This window comes from Megalodesulfovibrio gigas DSM 1382 = ATCC 19364, from assembly GCF_000468495.1.
In the GTDB taxonomy this organism is placed as follows: Bacteria; Desulfobacterota; Desulfovibrionia; order Desulfovibrionales; family Desulfovibrionaceae; genus Megalodesulfovibrio; species Megalodesulfovibrio gigas.
On sequence record NC_022444.1, the window covers coordinates 1961844 to 1976453 of the forward strand.

Annotated in this window: 12 protein-coding genes; 2 read left to right on the forward strand and 10 right to left on the reverse strand. The window is 65.0% G+C overall.

Annotated features, from left to right (window positions below):
* Nucleotides 1-29: 29 nt before the first annotated feature.
* From DGI_RS08575 to DGI_RS18750, 9 genes are all read right to left on the reverse strand, one after another.
* Complete coding sequence (locus tag DGI_RS08575) at nucleotides 30-2705, reverse strand: C25 family cysteine peptidase (protein ID WP_158407305.1); 2676 nt, start codon at nucleotides 2703-2705, stop codon at nucleotides 30-32.
* Nucleotides 2706-3215: 510 nt separating this feature from the next.
* Nucleotides 3216-3350 (reverse strand): hypothetical protein, encoded by a 135-nt coding sequence (locus DGI_RS19420; protein WP_021760518.1) that lies wholly within the window; start codon nucleotides 3348-3350, stop codon nucleotides 3216-3218.
* 126 nt (nucleotides 3351-3476) lie between these two features.
* Entirely contained in the window at nucleotides 3477-4217 is a 741-nt protein-coding gene (locus DGI_RS08580; RefSeq protein WP_021760519.1) for a P-loop NTPase family protein, read from the reverse strand.
* Nucleotides 4214-4528 carry a hypothetical protein gene (locus tag DGI_RS08585; protein WP_021760520.1) on the reverse strand — a complete coding sequence of 105 codons (315 nt, stop codon included), beginning with the start codon at nucleotides 4526-4528 and terminating at the stop codon, nucleotides 4214-4216. Before DGI_RS08585 ends, DGI_RS08580 begins: the two co-directional genes overlap by 4 nt.
* A complete protein-coding gene (locus DGI_RS08590) occupies nucleotides 4506-5489 on the reverse strand; it encodes a metallophosphoesterase family protein (RefSeq protein ID WP_021760521.1) in 984 nt (327 codons plus the stop codon). The genes DGI_RS08585 and DGI_RS08590 overlap by 23 nt, the downstream gene beginning before the upstream one ends.
* Nucleotides 5479-6828, reverse strand: a complete 1350-nt coding sequence (locus tag DGI_RS17140; protein WP_021760522.1) for an AAA family ATPase — start codon at nucleotides 6826-6828, stop codon at nucleotides 5479-5481. The genes DGI_RS08590 and DGI_RS17140 overlap by 11 nt, the downstream gene beginning before the upstream one ends.
* Entirely contained in the window at nucleotides 6825-7607 is a 783-nt protein-coding gene (locus DGI_RS08600) for a tRNA1(Val) (adenine(37)-N6)-methyltransferase (RefSeq protein WP_021760524.1), read from the reverse strand. Before DGI_RS08600 ends, DGI_RS17140 begins: the two co-directional genes overlap by 4 nt.
* Before the next feature lie 63 nt (nucleotides 7608-7670).
* Nucleotides 7671-8813, reverse strand: coding sequence for an NADP-dependent isocitrate dehydrogenase (gene icd, locus DGI_RS08605; protein WP_027192964.1), 1143 nt, complete (start codon nucleotides 8811-8813; stop codon nucleotides 7671-7673).
* Nucleotides 8814-8918: 105 nt separating this feature from the next.
* Nucleotides 8919-9698 (reverse strand): 3'(2'),5'-bisphosphate nucleotidase CysQ family protein, encoded by a 780-nt coding sequence (locus tag DGI_RS18750; RefSeq protein ID WP_021760527.1) that lies wholly within the window; start codon nucleotides 9696-9698, stop codon nucleotides 8919-8921.
* A 151-nt stretch (nucleotides 9699-9849) separates the two neighbouring features.
* Here DGI_RS18750 and DGI_RS17145 point away from each other — a divergent pair, with 151 nt between their 5' ends.
* Nucleotides 9850-12309, forward strand: a complete 2460-nt coding sequence (locus tag DGI_RS17145; RefSeq protein WP_051286375.1) for a sensor domain-containing protein — start codon at nucleotides 9850-9852, stop codon at nucleotides 12307-12309.
* A 65-nt stretch (nucleotides 12310-12374) separates the two neighbouring features.
* The gene (locus DGI_RS08620; RefSeq protein WP_021760529.1) at nucleotides 12375-14174 is read left to right on the forward strand and encodes an ABC transporter ATP-binding protein; all 1800 of its coding nucleotides are present in this window, start codon (nucleotides 12375-12377) and stop codon (nucleotides 14172-14174) included.
* Here the strand turns inward: DGI_RS08620 and DGI_RS08625 are convergent.
* Entirely contained in the window at nucleotides 14155-14532 is a 378-nt protein-coding gene (locus DGI_RS08625) for a hypothetical protein (protein ID WP_034607244.1), read from the reverse strand. The genes DGI_RS08620 and DGI_RS08625 overlap by 20 nt on opposite strands.
* Nucleotides 14533-14610 lie beyond the last annotated feature (78 nt).

The following is a 14610-nucleotide window of genomic DNA, read 5'->3' on the forward strand; positions in this document are numbered from 1 at the left end:
CAGGCAGGGGTGGTCGCGTTTGGTCCGGACTACTGCAGCAGGAGGTACAGCGTCGGGACGATCGTCTCGGCGGCGCTGTCCGTGACGCCCTGCGGCAGGAAGACGAGGGCCTGATTGGCGCTGAGGCTGGCCTGATTGTATGAGTACTGCAGCCCCTCGCTGCCGTCGAGGTTCTCAATGCCCACGGTGGCGTTGCCGCCGCCGGTGTAGCTGCTGGTGGCAAAGGTGACGTTGGCGTACTGCATGGTGATTGTGCCGGTCCGCTCATCGAGAACGACCTGGAAGGTGGCCGGCGCACTGGTGACGGATTCCCCGTAATGGCGAATGTTGCCCCAGGTGATGACCATGCGGGCATTGGGCGAGGCGCCCAGCTGCTGGGCCGTCACCCGGCCGCCCAGGGAGCTGGTCACGACCAGATCGTCCCAGAACGGGGCGATCATGGCATTGGGGTTCGCCGTGTTGGGGATGGCCGTGTTGCTGTAGTACGGGGAGGACGTGGTGAACGACAGGAAGCCGTTACTGCAGACGTACACCGAGGAATACACACCGTCGAAGAAGGGGAAGCTGAACCCGAGATTCAGGGAGACAACGGTATCATCGCCAGAAGAGATGATGGTGGTGGCGGTGGAATCGTCCACCCAGTTGTAGGTGCCGGCCTGCATGACGTACGCGAACGCCTGGTTTACGGTGCCGGAAACAGTTGCCGTTGCTGCGGTGTAGCCGCTTTTGGAGGCCCGGATGGTGATGGTCACGTTGCCGGCGGCGTTTGGTGTCCAGCTGCCGCCGTAGGTGCCGTCGTTGGCCACGCCGTCCTGGTGCGCGCCATCGTCGTACAGGGTGACGGCGGTCTGGCCTGTGCTGAACGTGGCCTGCACCGTGCCGCCCGTCAGGGCGGTGCCGCATCCCGTGACCACTTGGGCAGTCAGTTGTTGCGCGGTATTGACGCGCGCCGTGAATTGCGCCGCGGGGGTGGTGATGGCCACGGCCAGGGTGCTGTCGGTGCAGGAAAGTTTGAGCTGGGAGGCCGGGTCGCCCATCAGGTTGATTTCAAACCCCAGCCAGCGGTACACCCCGTCCGAATAGTTGAGGGACGCCTTGGACTGGTTGTTGGCAGGGCCAAGGCGGCGGATGGAGGACTGGAACACGGCTTCGGCAAAACGACGGTGCACCAGGTTGGAAGCGCCATTGTAAACCTGACCGAAATTATACCAGCCGTATCGTGAGTTCCCGATGTAGGCGAAGGCGTTCTTGGTGTTGCGGACCAGAAAATCTTCCCCGATGCTGTCGGAGGAGGAATAGGAGCCGACCGTGGTGGTGCGGCCGTCATAGGAATTGGAGTAGCAGCCCTGGCTGTAGATGAATTGGTATTTCGTGTTGGTGATGCTGTCGAGGTCCGAGTTGGACATCTTCATGTTGTACGTGACGTTCGAGTGCCCAAGGTGGAAGACGATGCTGTAGGCGTTGCCAGAGAGCAGGGAGATCAGTTCGCTTTTGGGCCAGTCGTTGGATGCTGCATCGCGGTCGTACAGCGTGTCCCGGGGCATGGCGTTCATGGCCTCGTACACGTAATCCATCTTGTCGCCGCCCCAGGTGGGGGTGCTGTCAAGATTTTCCCCCACCAGCAGGGCCTTGTATGGTGCGGATGCCGTGTCGTAGGCGATGATCTTGTTGATGGCGTTCTGCACTTCCTGGGTTGTGTCCGCGGGAATGCGGCCCACGGCCACTTCGGCCAGCCAGTCGATGTCGCCACCGCTTACGCCGTCGGTGGATTCACCGAAAATGTTGTCGTTGTCGTTGTCCCAGGTGCCGTCAAGGCAGGCATAGTAATAGTCCGTGGGGATATAACTGTCGGAGTAGGAGCCAACAGTGGCTGGGCAGCCCCGGGTGGGCACGGCCTGGGAGGCTTGCGGACCGTCCGCATCGCCGCCCAGCACCACATACTGCGTGCCGTAATTCGTGTAGCAGCCCTTGATGTAGTTGCGCATTTTTTCCGCCAGATCCCGCCCGCTCTGGCCGCTGGCGATGTCCTCCACTGTGGTGATGTACGTGGTGAACCCGCCGCCGGCGCTGGAGGCGCGGTGCGTGAGCAGGGGAGTGAAGGCGGACTTGAGGGCATTGGTGGTGATGACCAAAAACTGGCGGCTGCTGTCCAGCGGGAGGGCGTTTTTCTGGACGTCAAAAGGGACGGCGTCCCCGTTGTCGATCAGATTCAAAACGTCCTGCAGATCCGTGCCGCTGCGCCGGGGTTGCAAGTCTGTCGCCACGGCATTTTTTTGCACGGATGTATGCACGGTCACCTTGATGGAGGTGGCGTATTCCACAACGCCCGAAGCCGGAAGATACCGCACCGGCCTGAGCTCGGTGGTGACGATCCGATAACCATGCAGGTGCTGATCCGACGCCCTGGCCCATGTCTGGCTGGGGTAGGGCTGGTTGCTGCCGTAAATGGTGGGGTTGGGCAGTGCCGCAGGCAGCGAGGTGTTGCCCATGCTCAATGGTTGCGGCGAAACGGCATGAGCCAGCGTATATGTGCCGGGCAACGCCTGCATTGCACCAAATGAGACTTCCACAGTGTCCACATGCTGGCCTGCAGGAACATACAATCGTGACAGCATGAGGGGCAGCATGGGCGCGCCAATGGTCTTGGTGTCCTGTTGTGTCCCTGGCAATTCCACGATGGCTTTGCCGTCGGCACCGTATAGCACCGTCGGCTTTTGGATGGTATACGTATGGGTTATTGTTTCCGCAAATGCGTTTTGACCAAAAACAAGAGCGACAACCAGCGCAATCCCGAGCATGACGCCATGCACACGAAAGGAGCGCAGCCTTGTCCGCATTGCCATTTCCCCCACCTCCGCGTTGTACACCTGCGTAATTGAATGGCATCAATCCATGCATAACAATGGTTGCATGGAGAGTTGCATGCGTCTTGAAGCACCTGTTGAGTGCAGGCATGTGTGACTGCATGGGCAGTTCTTCAAGGAGATAAATATACCCCTTTTGTGAAGTAGGGTCAATTGCGTGCGGGATGATGCGTTGCCATGACGGCGTATTGCTTCAAGATTATTGCCAATGAAGCATGCATGCCATTGTGCGTGCAGCGTGTGATTGCTGCATCAAAGCAGAAAAAGGGCCCTGCTGCATGGGGGAGTGCACGTCGGCGCACGCCGGCGGCACGGGCAATGCATTGCACGGCGTCCGGTTTCTGGCGCGGGCTATGCGAAGAACAGGCGCTCGTAGACTTTGCTCAGCCAGTGGGCCGTGGTGTAGCTCAGGCCCAGGCCGCGCAGGCGGCAATAGACATGCAGGGGATTGCAGTGGTGTTGAATGGCGTTGCGAATGGCGTCCATGGCGACCTCCCTGGGCCGCGGGTTCCGTGGGGGCAGAATGCGCCACCGTTGATAGTGATCGGCAGCATTGCGGAAAGGATTACCCTTCTATCGCGTTCCCCGGGTTCCCTGAGTGCATTGACAAAATCAATGCTGTTCGACTTGCAATCCGCGTGCCGGTTCTTGGTGCTGCCGCTGGGTCTTGCGGCCATGTTCCAGAATGCAGTCCAGAACCACGCCATGCTCGCGGGATGGCGCCAGGCCGAAGATGCGGTCTGCCTTGAGGGCGAACAGGTCCATAGGATGATGACTGATGACCAGCACTTGCAGTCCAAGCGCCTTGGCCGTGCGGGCCACGAGGTCCATGAACCGGGGCACCAGATCCGGCTTGAGCCAGCAGTCGCCTTCGTCCAGCACCAGGAAGGGCCGGTGTCGGGCCTGATCCAGCTGGGAGAGGGCGATAAGCCGCAGCCCGGCCGAAACAATGTTGCACACCGAGCCGCCCTGGCCGCGGCGGATGTCTTCCTCGCCCTCGGGGCTTTCGATATAGAATTCGATGGCCAGCCGGCCATCCTTGACGCTGCGCCGGGTGCGGGCCTGGCGTTCCTGGCCCAGAATCTCGCGGATGGCCTGGGTGAGCGTCGATTCCACGTCGCCCAGCATTTCATCAAAGAGCCGGCGTGTCAGTTCGTCCAGCAGCTCCTGGGCGCGGGGGGCGACGTCCAGAAAGGCTTCCACCTCGGCAACGGCCTGGCGTTGTTCGGCAAGCTGGGCATGGGCCTGGCCGGCGCGAGCCTCCAGGCGGTCCAGACGGCGGGAAAGCTCCCGCAGCTGCCGGGAAAGGGCCGTCAACTCTCCGGCAGAATCGGTATGGTCGGCCGGCGTCATTCGGCAGATCCTGCCGCCTGCTCGGCGGCGGCCAGACCGGCCTGCACCCCGGCGATGTGTTCGCGGTAGGCGGCCACGCGGCGCTCGTTTTCCGCACGGCGTGCATCCAGGAGTTGCTGCAGGGCCTCGGGATCGCTGACGCCGTACTCCTCCAGGGCCTGTTTCTCCAGCGCCCCCAGCTGCTGTTCGATGCTGGCCAGTTGTTCTTCCGTGCGGACCTTGTCTTCCTTCAACTGCTCGAACTTGTTGCGCAACTTTCCGAGCTCCTGGTCCAGGGCCGTGTCACGGTCAGTCGTTTTGGGCGCCGCCATGGATGATCTCCTCGTACAGGCTGAGAATGATTTGTGATTCCGGGAGGGTAGGGTCAAGATTGTCGCTGAGGAACTGCCCCAGGCCCGCGCCCTCGCGGGTGCGTTTCCAGACCAGCCGCTCCAGGCCCCTGAGGAACAGGGATTCCCCGCCTTCCTTGATCTGGGTGTCCGGGAACGGTTGATCGGGGAAGACGTCTTCAAAGGGCAGAAAGGGCACGTCCAGCCGTTCCAGCTCGGTCATGCCGGGACGCCAGATGGCTGCGGCCGGGCGACGCTCCTTGACTCGCGGGGCAAAGCTCATGCGCGTCAGGCTGCCGAGGTTCACCCAGGTGGTCATGCCGCGGCGCTGGGGCGGCTGGGGCTGGTGCAGGTGGCCGTTGATCAGCCAATCCACACCCGGCAGCTCGCGCAGGGGCTGGCGCTGGTCTGCATAGTCTGGGAACCCCAGCCCGTGATGGGAGACCCAGAGCACGGTATCGGCCTCGTCGCGCTCCACGGCCTTGGGCAGGGGGGCCATGTCCGGCGATGCGCCCAGCAGGGCCACATGCCCGTCAATCAGGACGCGGCACTGCGGGCCGGCTTCCTTCATCACGTGGATCACGCCGGCGCTCTCCAGCACGGCCATGGAGACGTCGTCCGTGTAATTGGCCTGCCATTTGTCATGGTTGCCCACGAGCACCCAGCACTTGAGGGGGGTGGCGGCCAGGGGTTTGAACAGCTCGATGCAGCGCACCAGCAGGGTGTTTGGATTCTCCCGCGGCCAGTGGAAAAGATCGCCGCAGATGACCGGCAGCAGGTTGCGGGATGCGGCCTGCTCCAGACAAAAGGCCAGCTTGGCCAGGGTCTGTTCGGTGTAGCCGGGCAGGCGCTGCCCGGGCGGCGTGCCGGCCAGGTGGACATCCGTGCAAAACAGGATGCCTGCGCAGGCGATGGCGGGAAGATCGGCGCGTTCAATGTCCATGGCCGCCCTCCAGAAATTCGTCCAGGGTGGCGCGGGAGAGGACCTGCCCGCAGGTGGGGCAGTGGCCGATGGCCTCCAACCGGGCGGCGACGGCCTCGCGTTGTGCCACCAGGGCCGATTCCGCCGCCTGCCGCCGCTGCCGGGCCTGTTCGCGTTGCACATTGAGGCGGCGCAGGGCCTGCAGCATGGCCGCCAGGGGAGCCACCGGCTCCAGCACGGGCGGCGGGTTCAGGGTTTCCAGGGCATCCCCCCGGCCCCTGGCGGCTGCCTGCCGTTGCGCGAGATCACGCCACTGCTGCAGCAGGGCGGCGGGTCGGGCTGCCTCGGCCAGTGCCGGCGGTTCGTCCAATGCCTGCAGCACGGTCTTGCGTCTCTCCAGACGGGTTGTCCGCATCGCCAGGGCCTGCCGATCCGCCAGATGGCGCGCCAGGGGCCGCACCGGCTCCAGCCCGGAGGGGCCGGCCAGGGGCTCCAGGACATGGCGACGACCGAGGAGGGATTGCTGCGTGGCTGCCAGTTCGGCCCGGCGGGCCAGGTGCCGGAGCAGGCGATCCACCGGCTCCAGGGTCGGCGGAAGGTCCAGGGGCTCCAGGACAAGGCGGCGACGGGCCAGCAGTGCCCGGCGTTCCCGAAGCTGCCGCATTTGCGTTACGCACTGGGCCAGTCGCGGCAGGGCGGCGGCCAGGGCGGTCAGTTCGTGCTCCTCGGCTTCGGCGGCCTCCAGGGCCAGGGCGATATCCGGCAGCGCCGCCAGGCGATCCAGCATGCCGCGCTGGGCCTGCTGGGCAAGCTGCAGGGTCTGGCGATCCTTTTTGGCGTCCCGAATCTTGCTCTTCAACAGATCCTGCATGGCCAGCAGGTGCGCGCCCTCGCTGGAGGCGGCGAAAAAGTGGGCCACCTGGGCCGGGGGGCGGTCGATGAGAAAAATGGGCGTGCGTTGGTCGCTCAGGTGCACATCCACGCGATTCTTGTCGTCGATGTCCACGGGCTGGATCCGCAGCAGCTCCAGCACCTGCGGCGGGGCCTTGCCCTGGCCCATTTTATAGAAGGATTCCGGCTCCTGCCCTGGCCGCTCGATCTCGTACCAGGACGTGGTTTTCTTGCGATGCCAGCGCAGGAGGGTGCCGTCTTCCAGCTCCACGGCCACGGTGGCCTGCTTTTTTCCGTGCCGGATGAACGCCCGACCCAGGGCCGGATTTTCGCTCAGGCAGCGCAGGGCCTCCACCACGGCGGATTTGCCGGTGTTGTTGGGGCCGGTGAGCACGGTCACGCCCTCGGCCAGGGCGATTTCGCTGTGGCCGTGGGCCATGAAGTTGTGGAGGATGATTTTTTTGATCATGACGAGACAGTCCCGCCTGCGTTGCAGGCCAGCCAGGGGCACAGCGCCAGGGCGGCGGCGGAGAGCGGCGCACGTGCGCCCGGCAGCGGCGCCGGGGCCGGCGCATCATCGTACAAAAAGAGCGGCGGTTCAATGGCCAGCTCCTGCCCGGCGTGCTTGCGCGCCTCCAGCAGCAGCAGTTTGGCCGGACGATCCGGCCGGGGATGCACGCAGCGCAGCCGTTTGGGCTCCAGCCCGGCAGCGCGGCAGACGGCGATCACCTCGGCCAGGGCATCGGCCCGATGCACCAGGCAACAGCGGCCGCGCACCGGCAGGGCATGGGCGGCCAGGGTCAGAAAATCCGCCAGGGACGAGCCATCCTCGTGAAACCGGGCGGCCTGCCGTTGCGGCTGCGCCGGCTGTCCGGATCCCGGCGTCCGCCAGGGCGGATTGCAGACCACCAGCCCGAAGCCGGCGGCAGGCAGCGTCGTCCTGGCTTCGCGCACATCCGCCGCCACAAATCCGGCGCGTTCTGCCAGTGCCAGCCGGCGGGCGTTCTCCCGGGCGCAGGCGAGCATGTCCGGATCAATATCCAGGCCCAGGAGCGTGGCGGCCTCGTCCAACAGCAGCAGGCCCAGGCCGATGACGCCCGACCCGCAGCCGAGGTCCAGGATGCGCCCGCCGGGCCGCAGCCCCTGCGCTGCCCAGGCAGCCAGGAGCAGGGAATCCACGGCAAAGCGGAAGCCCTGCGCCGGCTGGGCCAGGCCGCGGGGAAACAGGCGGGCCGGCTGCTCGATCATACGTTCCTGCGGATGCGGGAGGCCTGCCGGGTGGCAGGCCTCTTTCAATGCAATGGCAGCAGGTTACATGGCCGACAGCAGCAGGTCGCCGAAGGCCGTGCAGCCCACGGTGGTGGCGTCCTGCATCTGGGTGGCCAGGTCCACGGTGACGGTTTTCTTGCCGATGACCGTGTTTACCGCGGCGTGGATGGCCTGGGCGGCCTCGTGCCAGCCCACGTGCTCCAGCAGCATGGCCCCGCACAGCACCAGGCTGCAGGGATTGGCCTTGTCCTGCCCGGCGATGGTGGGGGCGGTGCCGTGGGTGGCTTCGTAGAAGGCCAGGGAATCGCTCATATTCACGCCCGGAGCCATGCCCAGCCCGCCCACCTGGGCGGCCAGGGCGTCGGAGATGTAGTCGCCGTTGAGGTTGGGCGTGGCCAGGACGCTGTACTGTTCCGGGCGGATCAAGGCTTCCTGGAACATGGCGTCGGCGATGCGGTCCTTGATGATCACCTTGCCGGGTACGGAATCCTTTTCCGTGCAGGTGACGTCGGCGAATTCCGCGGCGGCCAGCTCGTAGCCCCAGAGACGGAACGCGCCTTCGGTGAATTTCATGATGTTGCCCTTGTGCACCAGGGTCACGGAGGGCTTGCCCTGGGCCACGGCAAACTCGATGGCCTTTTTCACCAGACGCTTGGACCCCTTTTCGGTCATGGGCTTCACGCCCACGCCGGCGGCGAGGTCCACCTTGGCGCCCATCTCGTCACGCAGGAAGGCCAGGAGCTTGCGGGCTTCCGGGGTGTTGGCCTGATATTCGATGCCGGCGTACACGTCCTCGGTGTTTTCGCGGAAGACGGTCATGTCCACCAGATCGGGCCGTTTGACCGGGGATTCGATGCCCTCGAAATACTTGATGGGGCGGATGCAGGCATACAGATCCAGCGTCTGGCGCAGGGCCACGTTCAGGGACCGGATGCCGCCGCTCACGGGCGTGGCCAGGGGGCCCTTCATGGCCAGTTCGGCGGTTTTCAGGGCCTCAAGGGTGGCCTCGGGCAGGTAGGAGCCGGTTTCGGCGTGGGCCTTTTCACCGGCCAGGAGCTCGGACCAGTCCAGGCCGCGGCCGTCGGAATACGATTTGGCCACGGCGGCGTCGATGACCTGCCGGGCAACGCGGAAGACCTCCGGCCCGATGCCGTCGCCTTCGATGAAGTATACAGTCTTGCGCATGAACAATGCCTCCGGAAGCGAAGTGGGATGCCGCGTTGTACGGGAGGCCGCGGCGGGAGGCAAGGGGCAGGAGCAAGGCGAACGGGCGATGGTGGTCCCGGGTTCTCACGCCGCCGCCACAAAGGGCAGGTTGATGAGATTTTCCTTGTTGTAGCGGATGGGGTTGCCGTTCAGATCCAGCACGGCGCCGCCGGCGCCTTCCACAATGGCCTGGCCCGCGGCGGCGTCCCATTCGTAGGTGGGGTAGAGGCACGGGAAGAGGTGGGCGTCGCCCTGGGCCAGCAGGCAGAACTTCACCGCCCCGCCGCGGCAGTAGCGGCGGGCCACGTGCGTGTGCTGCAGGTAGGCATCCAGCTTGGGGGTTTCCCGGGTCACGCTGCACAGCACGGTCAGCCCCTCGTCGGGAGCCGGCTTGCGGGTGCGAATGCCCACGGGGACTGCACCGGGAGCCAGCATCTCGCTCCCCAGGCCGGGACCGCCGGCATACAGCACATCGTCCACGGGGATGTGGATGCAGCCGGCCGTACTGCGTCCCTCCTGCACCAGGGCGATGGCCACGCAGAAATCGCCGTTGCGGCGCAAAAACCCCTTGGTGCCGTCCAAGGGATCCACCAGAAAGAACTGGTCCCAGTTGCGGCGCACGGCATAGGGAAAGGCGTCGCCCTCTTCCGAAAGCACAGGCACGCCCGGGAAATGCCGGCCCAGCACGGCGACGATGCAGGCATGGGAGGCGGTGTCCGCCTCGGTGACGGGGGAGTCGTCCGCCTTGGTCCACTGGGCCACGGGCTTGCCATAATGCGAGGCCACCAGCCGTCCGGAGGTCTGGCAGGCTTCCTTGAGTGCAGGCAGCACGGCGGCAGGGTCAAGACGGGGAGTGGGTGTCATGCGCCACGATGTATGGGAATGCCCGCCCGTTGGCAAGCGCTTCGCGCGCGGTGGCATGGCTGCACTGTTTGCAATACTGCAATTTTCCGCTATGGTTGGTGAGAGACAGATGCATCCATTTTTCAGCGACCTCATATTGCGCGGATCACGCATGCGACCAGCCAAGCAAGACACCCAACCCGGCGACGATGCTGCCTGTCCCCTTGCCCTGCGGCAGGTGGACCAGCTGAAAGCCCAGGTTGCGCAATTGCAGGCCCAGGTGGATCGCCTGACCCGGGAGAAGATCACCTCCCTGGACGCCCTGGAAGACGCCGTGCTGCTGGGCGTGTTTCGGCCCGATGCGGATGATATTGATGGCATGCAGCACATCATCTCGCAAACGCTTGAAAAGCTTGGGGCGCTGTTGCCGTTCGAGGCCATGGCCATGTATCTGGTGCAGGAGGAGGACGCCTCGTTCCAGCTGGCGCAGTGCGAGCCTGCATCCATGCGCGACCTCATGGAGCGCGAGACGGACAGCCTGATCGAGGACAACGCCTTCGCCTGGGCCCTCTCTGCCCGCAAGCCGCGGCTGCTCTCGGCCCGGCATGTGCCGGGGCGGCTGTTCCTGCATCCCCTGGCCACGGCGTCGCGCATCCGGGGCATGTTCGTTGGCCTGCTGGACCCGACCTTGTCTGGCCTGCAGGACATGAACCACTCCCTGGCGTCCATCCTGCTGCTGTCTTCCGCGGCGGCCATCGAAAGCTTCGAGGTCTACGCATACATCAAATCCATCAATCGCTCTTTGGAATCCAATGTGGCCCGGCTGGCGGATTCCGAACGCGACCTCATCGACCATCGCACCCAGCTGCAGCAGGAGGTGGAGGCCCGCACGGCGGACCTTTCCCTGGAAATTCAGGAGCGCCGCAAGGCCCAGCGGGCACTGCAGCTTGAGCGCGACTTCATCCAGACCATTTTCGAGACAGCCGGCGCGCTCATCGCCGTGTTGGACGTCACCGGCCGGCTCAAGCACTGCAACCATGCCTTTGAAGTCATTACCGGGTATCAGACCTCTGAACTCAAGGACAGACCGTTTCAGGAACTGTTGGCCTTTCAGGATGCCGGGAACTTCTTTGCGGCCAGCCTGCGCCGGCTAGCCCAGCACGGCGATGTGCTGCGTGAGGAGCTGCCCGTGCGCACCCGCACCGGAGCCCGCCGGCATGTGAGCTGGTCCTTCACCGCCATGAGCGCCGGCGATGGCGAGGCTGTGGGGCACGTCATCGCCACGGGCATGGACATGACGGAAAAGCGCAGCGCCGAAGACGCCCTGCGCGACAGTGAGGCCCGGTTCCGCGCCATGTTCACCGAGGCCGGCATGGGCATTGCCCTGTTCGACGTCTCCGGCTTCTGCCTGGATGCCAATCCCTGCCTGGCCGGCATGCTCAAGCGCCCTCCGCACGAGCTGCCCGGCACGCTTCTGGCGCGGTATGCCCACCCGGCGGACGCTTCTCTGCTGGCCGGCGCCATCAAGGAGCTGTTCAACGAGCCTGGAACCACCCGGCGGCTGGACATGCGCTTTGTGGACTGCGAGGGACGCCGTCTCTGGACCCAATGCGCCCTGAGTCTGGTGGTGGCCCGAGGCGGCAGGACCGCCTATGGCTTTGCCATCATTGAAGATGTCACCCGCCGTCACGAGATGGAGGAGGCCTTGCGGTCCGCCGAGGCCACCTATCGCACCATTTTTGAAAATGCCGTGGAAGGCATCTTTCAGGCCGGGCTGGAAGGCGGCTTCCACCGCATCAATCCTGCCATGGCCATCATGTTTGGCTACCCGTCCCCGGCCATGATGGCCGCCGAGGTCCCCCAGGCCCTGGAATTGCTCTGCACCCGGCCCGAGGCGCGGGCCGCTCTGCTGGAGCAACTGGCCACCCAGGGTCATGTGGCCAACCACGAAATGGAAGCCCGACACCGCGACGGGCGCACCATCTGGATCAGCGTCAGCGCCCGGGCGCTCATGGACGAGACCCGCACCCTGCGCTACCTGGAAGGCCTGGCCGAGGACATTACCGAGCGCAAGGCCTGTGAGCTGATCCTGCACCAGAAGGCCACCCTGGACGAGTTGACCGGCATCCCCAACCGCTACCAGTTCATGGAGCGTTTCGAGCAGTTGCTGACCCAGAGCCGCCGGCTCAAGCAGCCCCTGGCCGTGTTGTACATCGACCTGGACGGCTTCAAACAGGTCAACGACACCCACGGCCACCACACCGGGGATCAGGTGCTGGCCGAGGTGGCCCGCCGTCTGGGCGAACGGGTGCGCAAGTCCGATTTCGCCGCCCGTCTGGGTGGGGACGAATTTGCCGTGCTGCTGCTGGGCAGCGCCGTGTGGGAAGACATTTTCCACGTGTGCCAGAGCATCATCCAGGCGGTGACCAAACCCTACCTGCCCCCGGCCCTGGGCGGCGAGCAGGAGTGCCGCATCGGCGCCAGCATTGGCGTCAGCCTGTTCCCGGAACACGGCAGCGACACCGAAACCTTGTTGCGCAAGGCGGATGTGGCCATGTACCGGGCCAAGCAGCACGGCGGCAACACCGTGCACCTGTTCGCCGACCCCGTCCAGCCATTCCGCAACGATTGATCCTGCGTTGCGCCTGTGGCGTACGCGTCCCGATCCCGCTCACCTCATCCCCATAGTCCCTCATCATGTCCACCCCCGTCGCCCGCCTGTTCGGTCAAGCCGTGTGGCCGCTGTTTGCCTGGGCCAAGCCTTACAAGAAACGCATTGTCCTGGGCCTGGGCTGCAACGCCCTGGCCCGGTTTTTCGATCTGGTGCCCCTGGTGCTCATCGGCCGGCTGGTGGACGCCATGACCAACCCGCCCGGCGGCGTCTTCCCCGATCCCGGGACGTTTTTGCAGTATGGTCTGATGGTGCTGGCGGCCTTCTGCTGCCTGGCGTTGTTCCAGAGCACGTCGGATTATCTGCTGGATTCCATGGCCCAGAAGGTCCGGCATGATCTGCGCACGGATTTGTATGCCGCCCTGTCTCGTCAGGATCTGGCCTTTTTCGAGGATCGCCAGACCGGGGACATCCTGTCCGTGGTGTCCAATGATGTGGACAACCTGGAGACGTTTTTTTCCGACGCCACCACCAGCATGGTGCGCACGGTCATCACCTTTGCCGGCACGTTCGGCTTTCTGTTCTGGCTGGACTGGCGACTGGCCCTGCTGCTGGCCGGCCCGTTGCCCCTGGGGTTGTTTGCGGTGCGCTTCTTCGCCACCCGCGTGCAACCGCAATATCGCAAGGCCAGACAGAGTGTGGGGGAAATCAATTCCCTGCTGGAAAACAACATCCAGGGCATGGGCGTCATCCAGGCATACACGGCCGAGGCCAGCCAGGCGGCGCGCATTGCGGAACAGTCCGCCATGTATCGGGACGCGGCCATCAAGGCCGGGTTGGAGCGGGCCCGGTTTGTGCCCCTGCTGTATGGCGTGGCCGGGGTGTCATACGCTGTGCTCATTGGCGGCGGCGGCTGGCTCACGTTTTCGGGCAGCGGGCCATCTGTTGGGGATTACACAACTTTTGTGCTCATGGCCATGCGGTTGATTCTGCCGCTGTTCGTCTTCGGCATGCTCATCAACCAGATCCAGCGCACCGAAGCCTCGGCCCAGCGCATCCGGGAACTGCTGCACACAACGCCGCGGGTGGTGGACGCGCCCCAGGCCGTGGAACTGCCGGAACCGCCGGCCAGCCTGGAATTCCGCGATGTCTGCTTTGCCTATCCCGGCCGCGAACAGGTGCTCAACCACGTGCAGTTCCGCCTGCAGCGCGGCCAGGTGCTGGGCGTGGTGGGACCCACGGGAGCGGGCAAGTCCACCTGCATCAAACTGGTGTTGCGATATTACGATCCAACGGGCGGGGCGGTGCTGCTGAATGGCCGGCCCCTCTCGGAATATACCCTGGCCAGCATCCGCAAGCATCTTGGCTATGTATCGCAGGAGGCCTTCCTCTTCCACGGCACCGTGGCCGAGAACATCCGGCTGGGCTCCCCCGAGGCGACCCCGGAGGCGGTGCGCCGGGCCGCCGCCGTGGCTGGCGCCGACGAATTCATTGAGAAACTGCCGCAGGGCTACGAGACCCTGGTGGGCGAGCGCGGGGTGAAGCTCTCGGGCGGACAGCGCCAGCGCGTGTCCCTGGCGCGGGCCGTGCTGCGGGACCCGGCCATCCTGATTCTGGACGAGGCCACCTCCGCCGTGGACACCCGCACCGAAGCCCTTATCCAGCAGAACCTGCAGCGCTTTCGCCAGGGCCGCATGACGCTGGCCGTGGCGCACCGGCTCTCCACCATCCGCCACAGTGACGACATTCTGGTGCTGGTGGACGGGGTGGTGGTGGAGCGCGGCGATCACCAGGCGCTGTTGGCCCGCCAGGGAGCCTATGCCCACCTGTGGCGCGTGCAGAGCGGCGAGGCGCGGGCGGAAGCGCCTATCCCAGCTGCTCGATGAACAGTTCCAGCTCGTTGGGCTGGCCGGGCGCGTAGTCGTCCGGGTACAGCAGGCTGGCCTTGTAAAACACGCTGTTCACCTTGCGGGCCTGCCGGGCGCGCAAGGCCATGTTGCGGACCTGATCCTGGATCATCTCCGCCAGATGCCTGGGCATGTCCGTCAGCAGGGGCGTGATGCGGTCCGGCAGGTCGATGAGCACGGCGCATTTTTCGTCCAGGGCGGCGGCGTGGGCGGCGGTATCATAGTTGTTGTCCAGGGCGGCCTGCGCGGCGGCTTCCCGGGCGCGGATCTGGGCAGCCACGTCGCGCAGCAGGGCCAGGGCAGGGTGCGAAGCAGCATCGGGGGTGGTGGCGGTCATGCGATCCTCGTGAAGATTGCGATATAATCGCAATGCAGCCGGCCTGCACAGTTCGGATGCATGGCCGAGTTTCGGCAA

What these genes read in the sequence shown, in the direction of transcription:
- DGI_RS19420 (WP_021760518.1), bottom strand. Translation starts at nt 3,350, where the DNA reads ATGGACGCCATTCGCAACGCCATTCAACACCACTGCAATCCCCTGCAT.
- DGI_RS08580 (WP_021760519.1), bottom strand. Translation starts at nt 4,217, where the DNA reads ATGACGCCGGCCGACCATACCGATTCTGCCGGAGAGTTGACGGCCCTT.
- DGI_RS08585 (WP_021760520.1), bottom strand. Translation starts at nt 4,528, where the DNA reads ATGGCGGCGCCCAAAACGACTGACCGTGACACGGCCCTGGACCAGGAG.
- DGI_RS08590 (WP_021760521.1), bottom strand. Translation starts at nt 5,489, where the DNA reads ATGGACATTGAACGCGCCGATCTTCCCGCCATCGCCTGCGCAGGCATC.
- DGI_RS17140 (WP_021760522.1), bottom strand. Translation starts at nt 6,828, where the DNA reads ATGATCAAAAAAATCATCCTCCACAACTTCATGGCCCACGGCCACAGC.
- DGI_RS08600 (WP_021760524.1), bottom strand. Translation starts at nt 7,607, where the DNA reads ATGATCGAGCAGCCGGCCCGCCTGTTTCCCCGCGGCCTGGCCCAGCCG.
- icd (WP_027192964.1), bottom strand. Translation starts at nt 8,813, where the DNA reads ATGCGCAAGACTGTATACTTCATCGAAGGCGACGGCATCGGGCCGGAG.
- DGI_RS18750 (WP_021760527.1), bottom strand. Translation starts at nt 9,698, where the DNA reads ATGACACCCACTCCCCGTCTTGACCCTGCCGCCGTGCTGCCTGCACTC.
- DGI_RS17145 (WP_051286375.1), top strand. Translation starts at nt 9,850, where the DNA reads ATGCGACCAGCCAAGCAAGACACCCAACCCGGCGACGATGCTGCCTGT.
- DGI_RS08620 (WP_021760529.1), top strand. Translation starts at nt 12,375, where the DNA reads ATGTCCACCCCCGTCGCCCGCCTGTTCGGTCAAGCCGTGTGGCCGCTG.
- DGI_RS08625 (WP_034607244.1), bottom strand. Translation starts at nt 14,532, where the DNA reads ATGACCGCCACCACCCCCGATGCTGCTTCGCACCCTGCCCTGGCCCTG.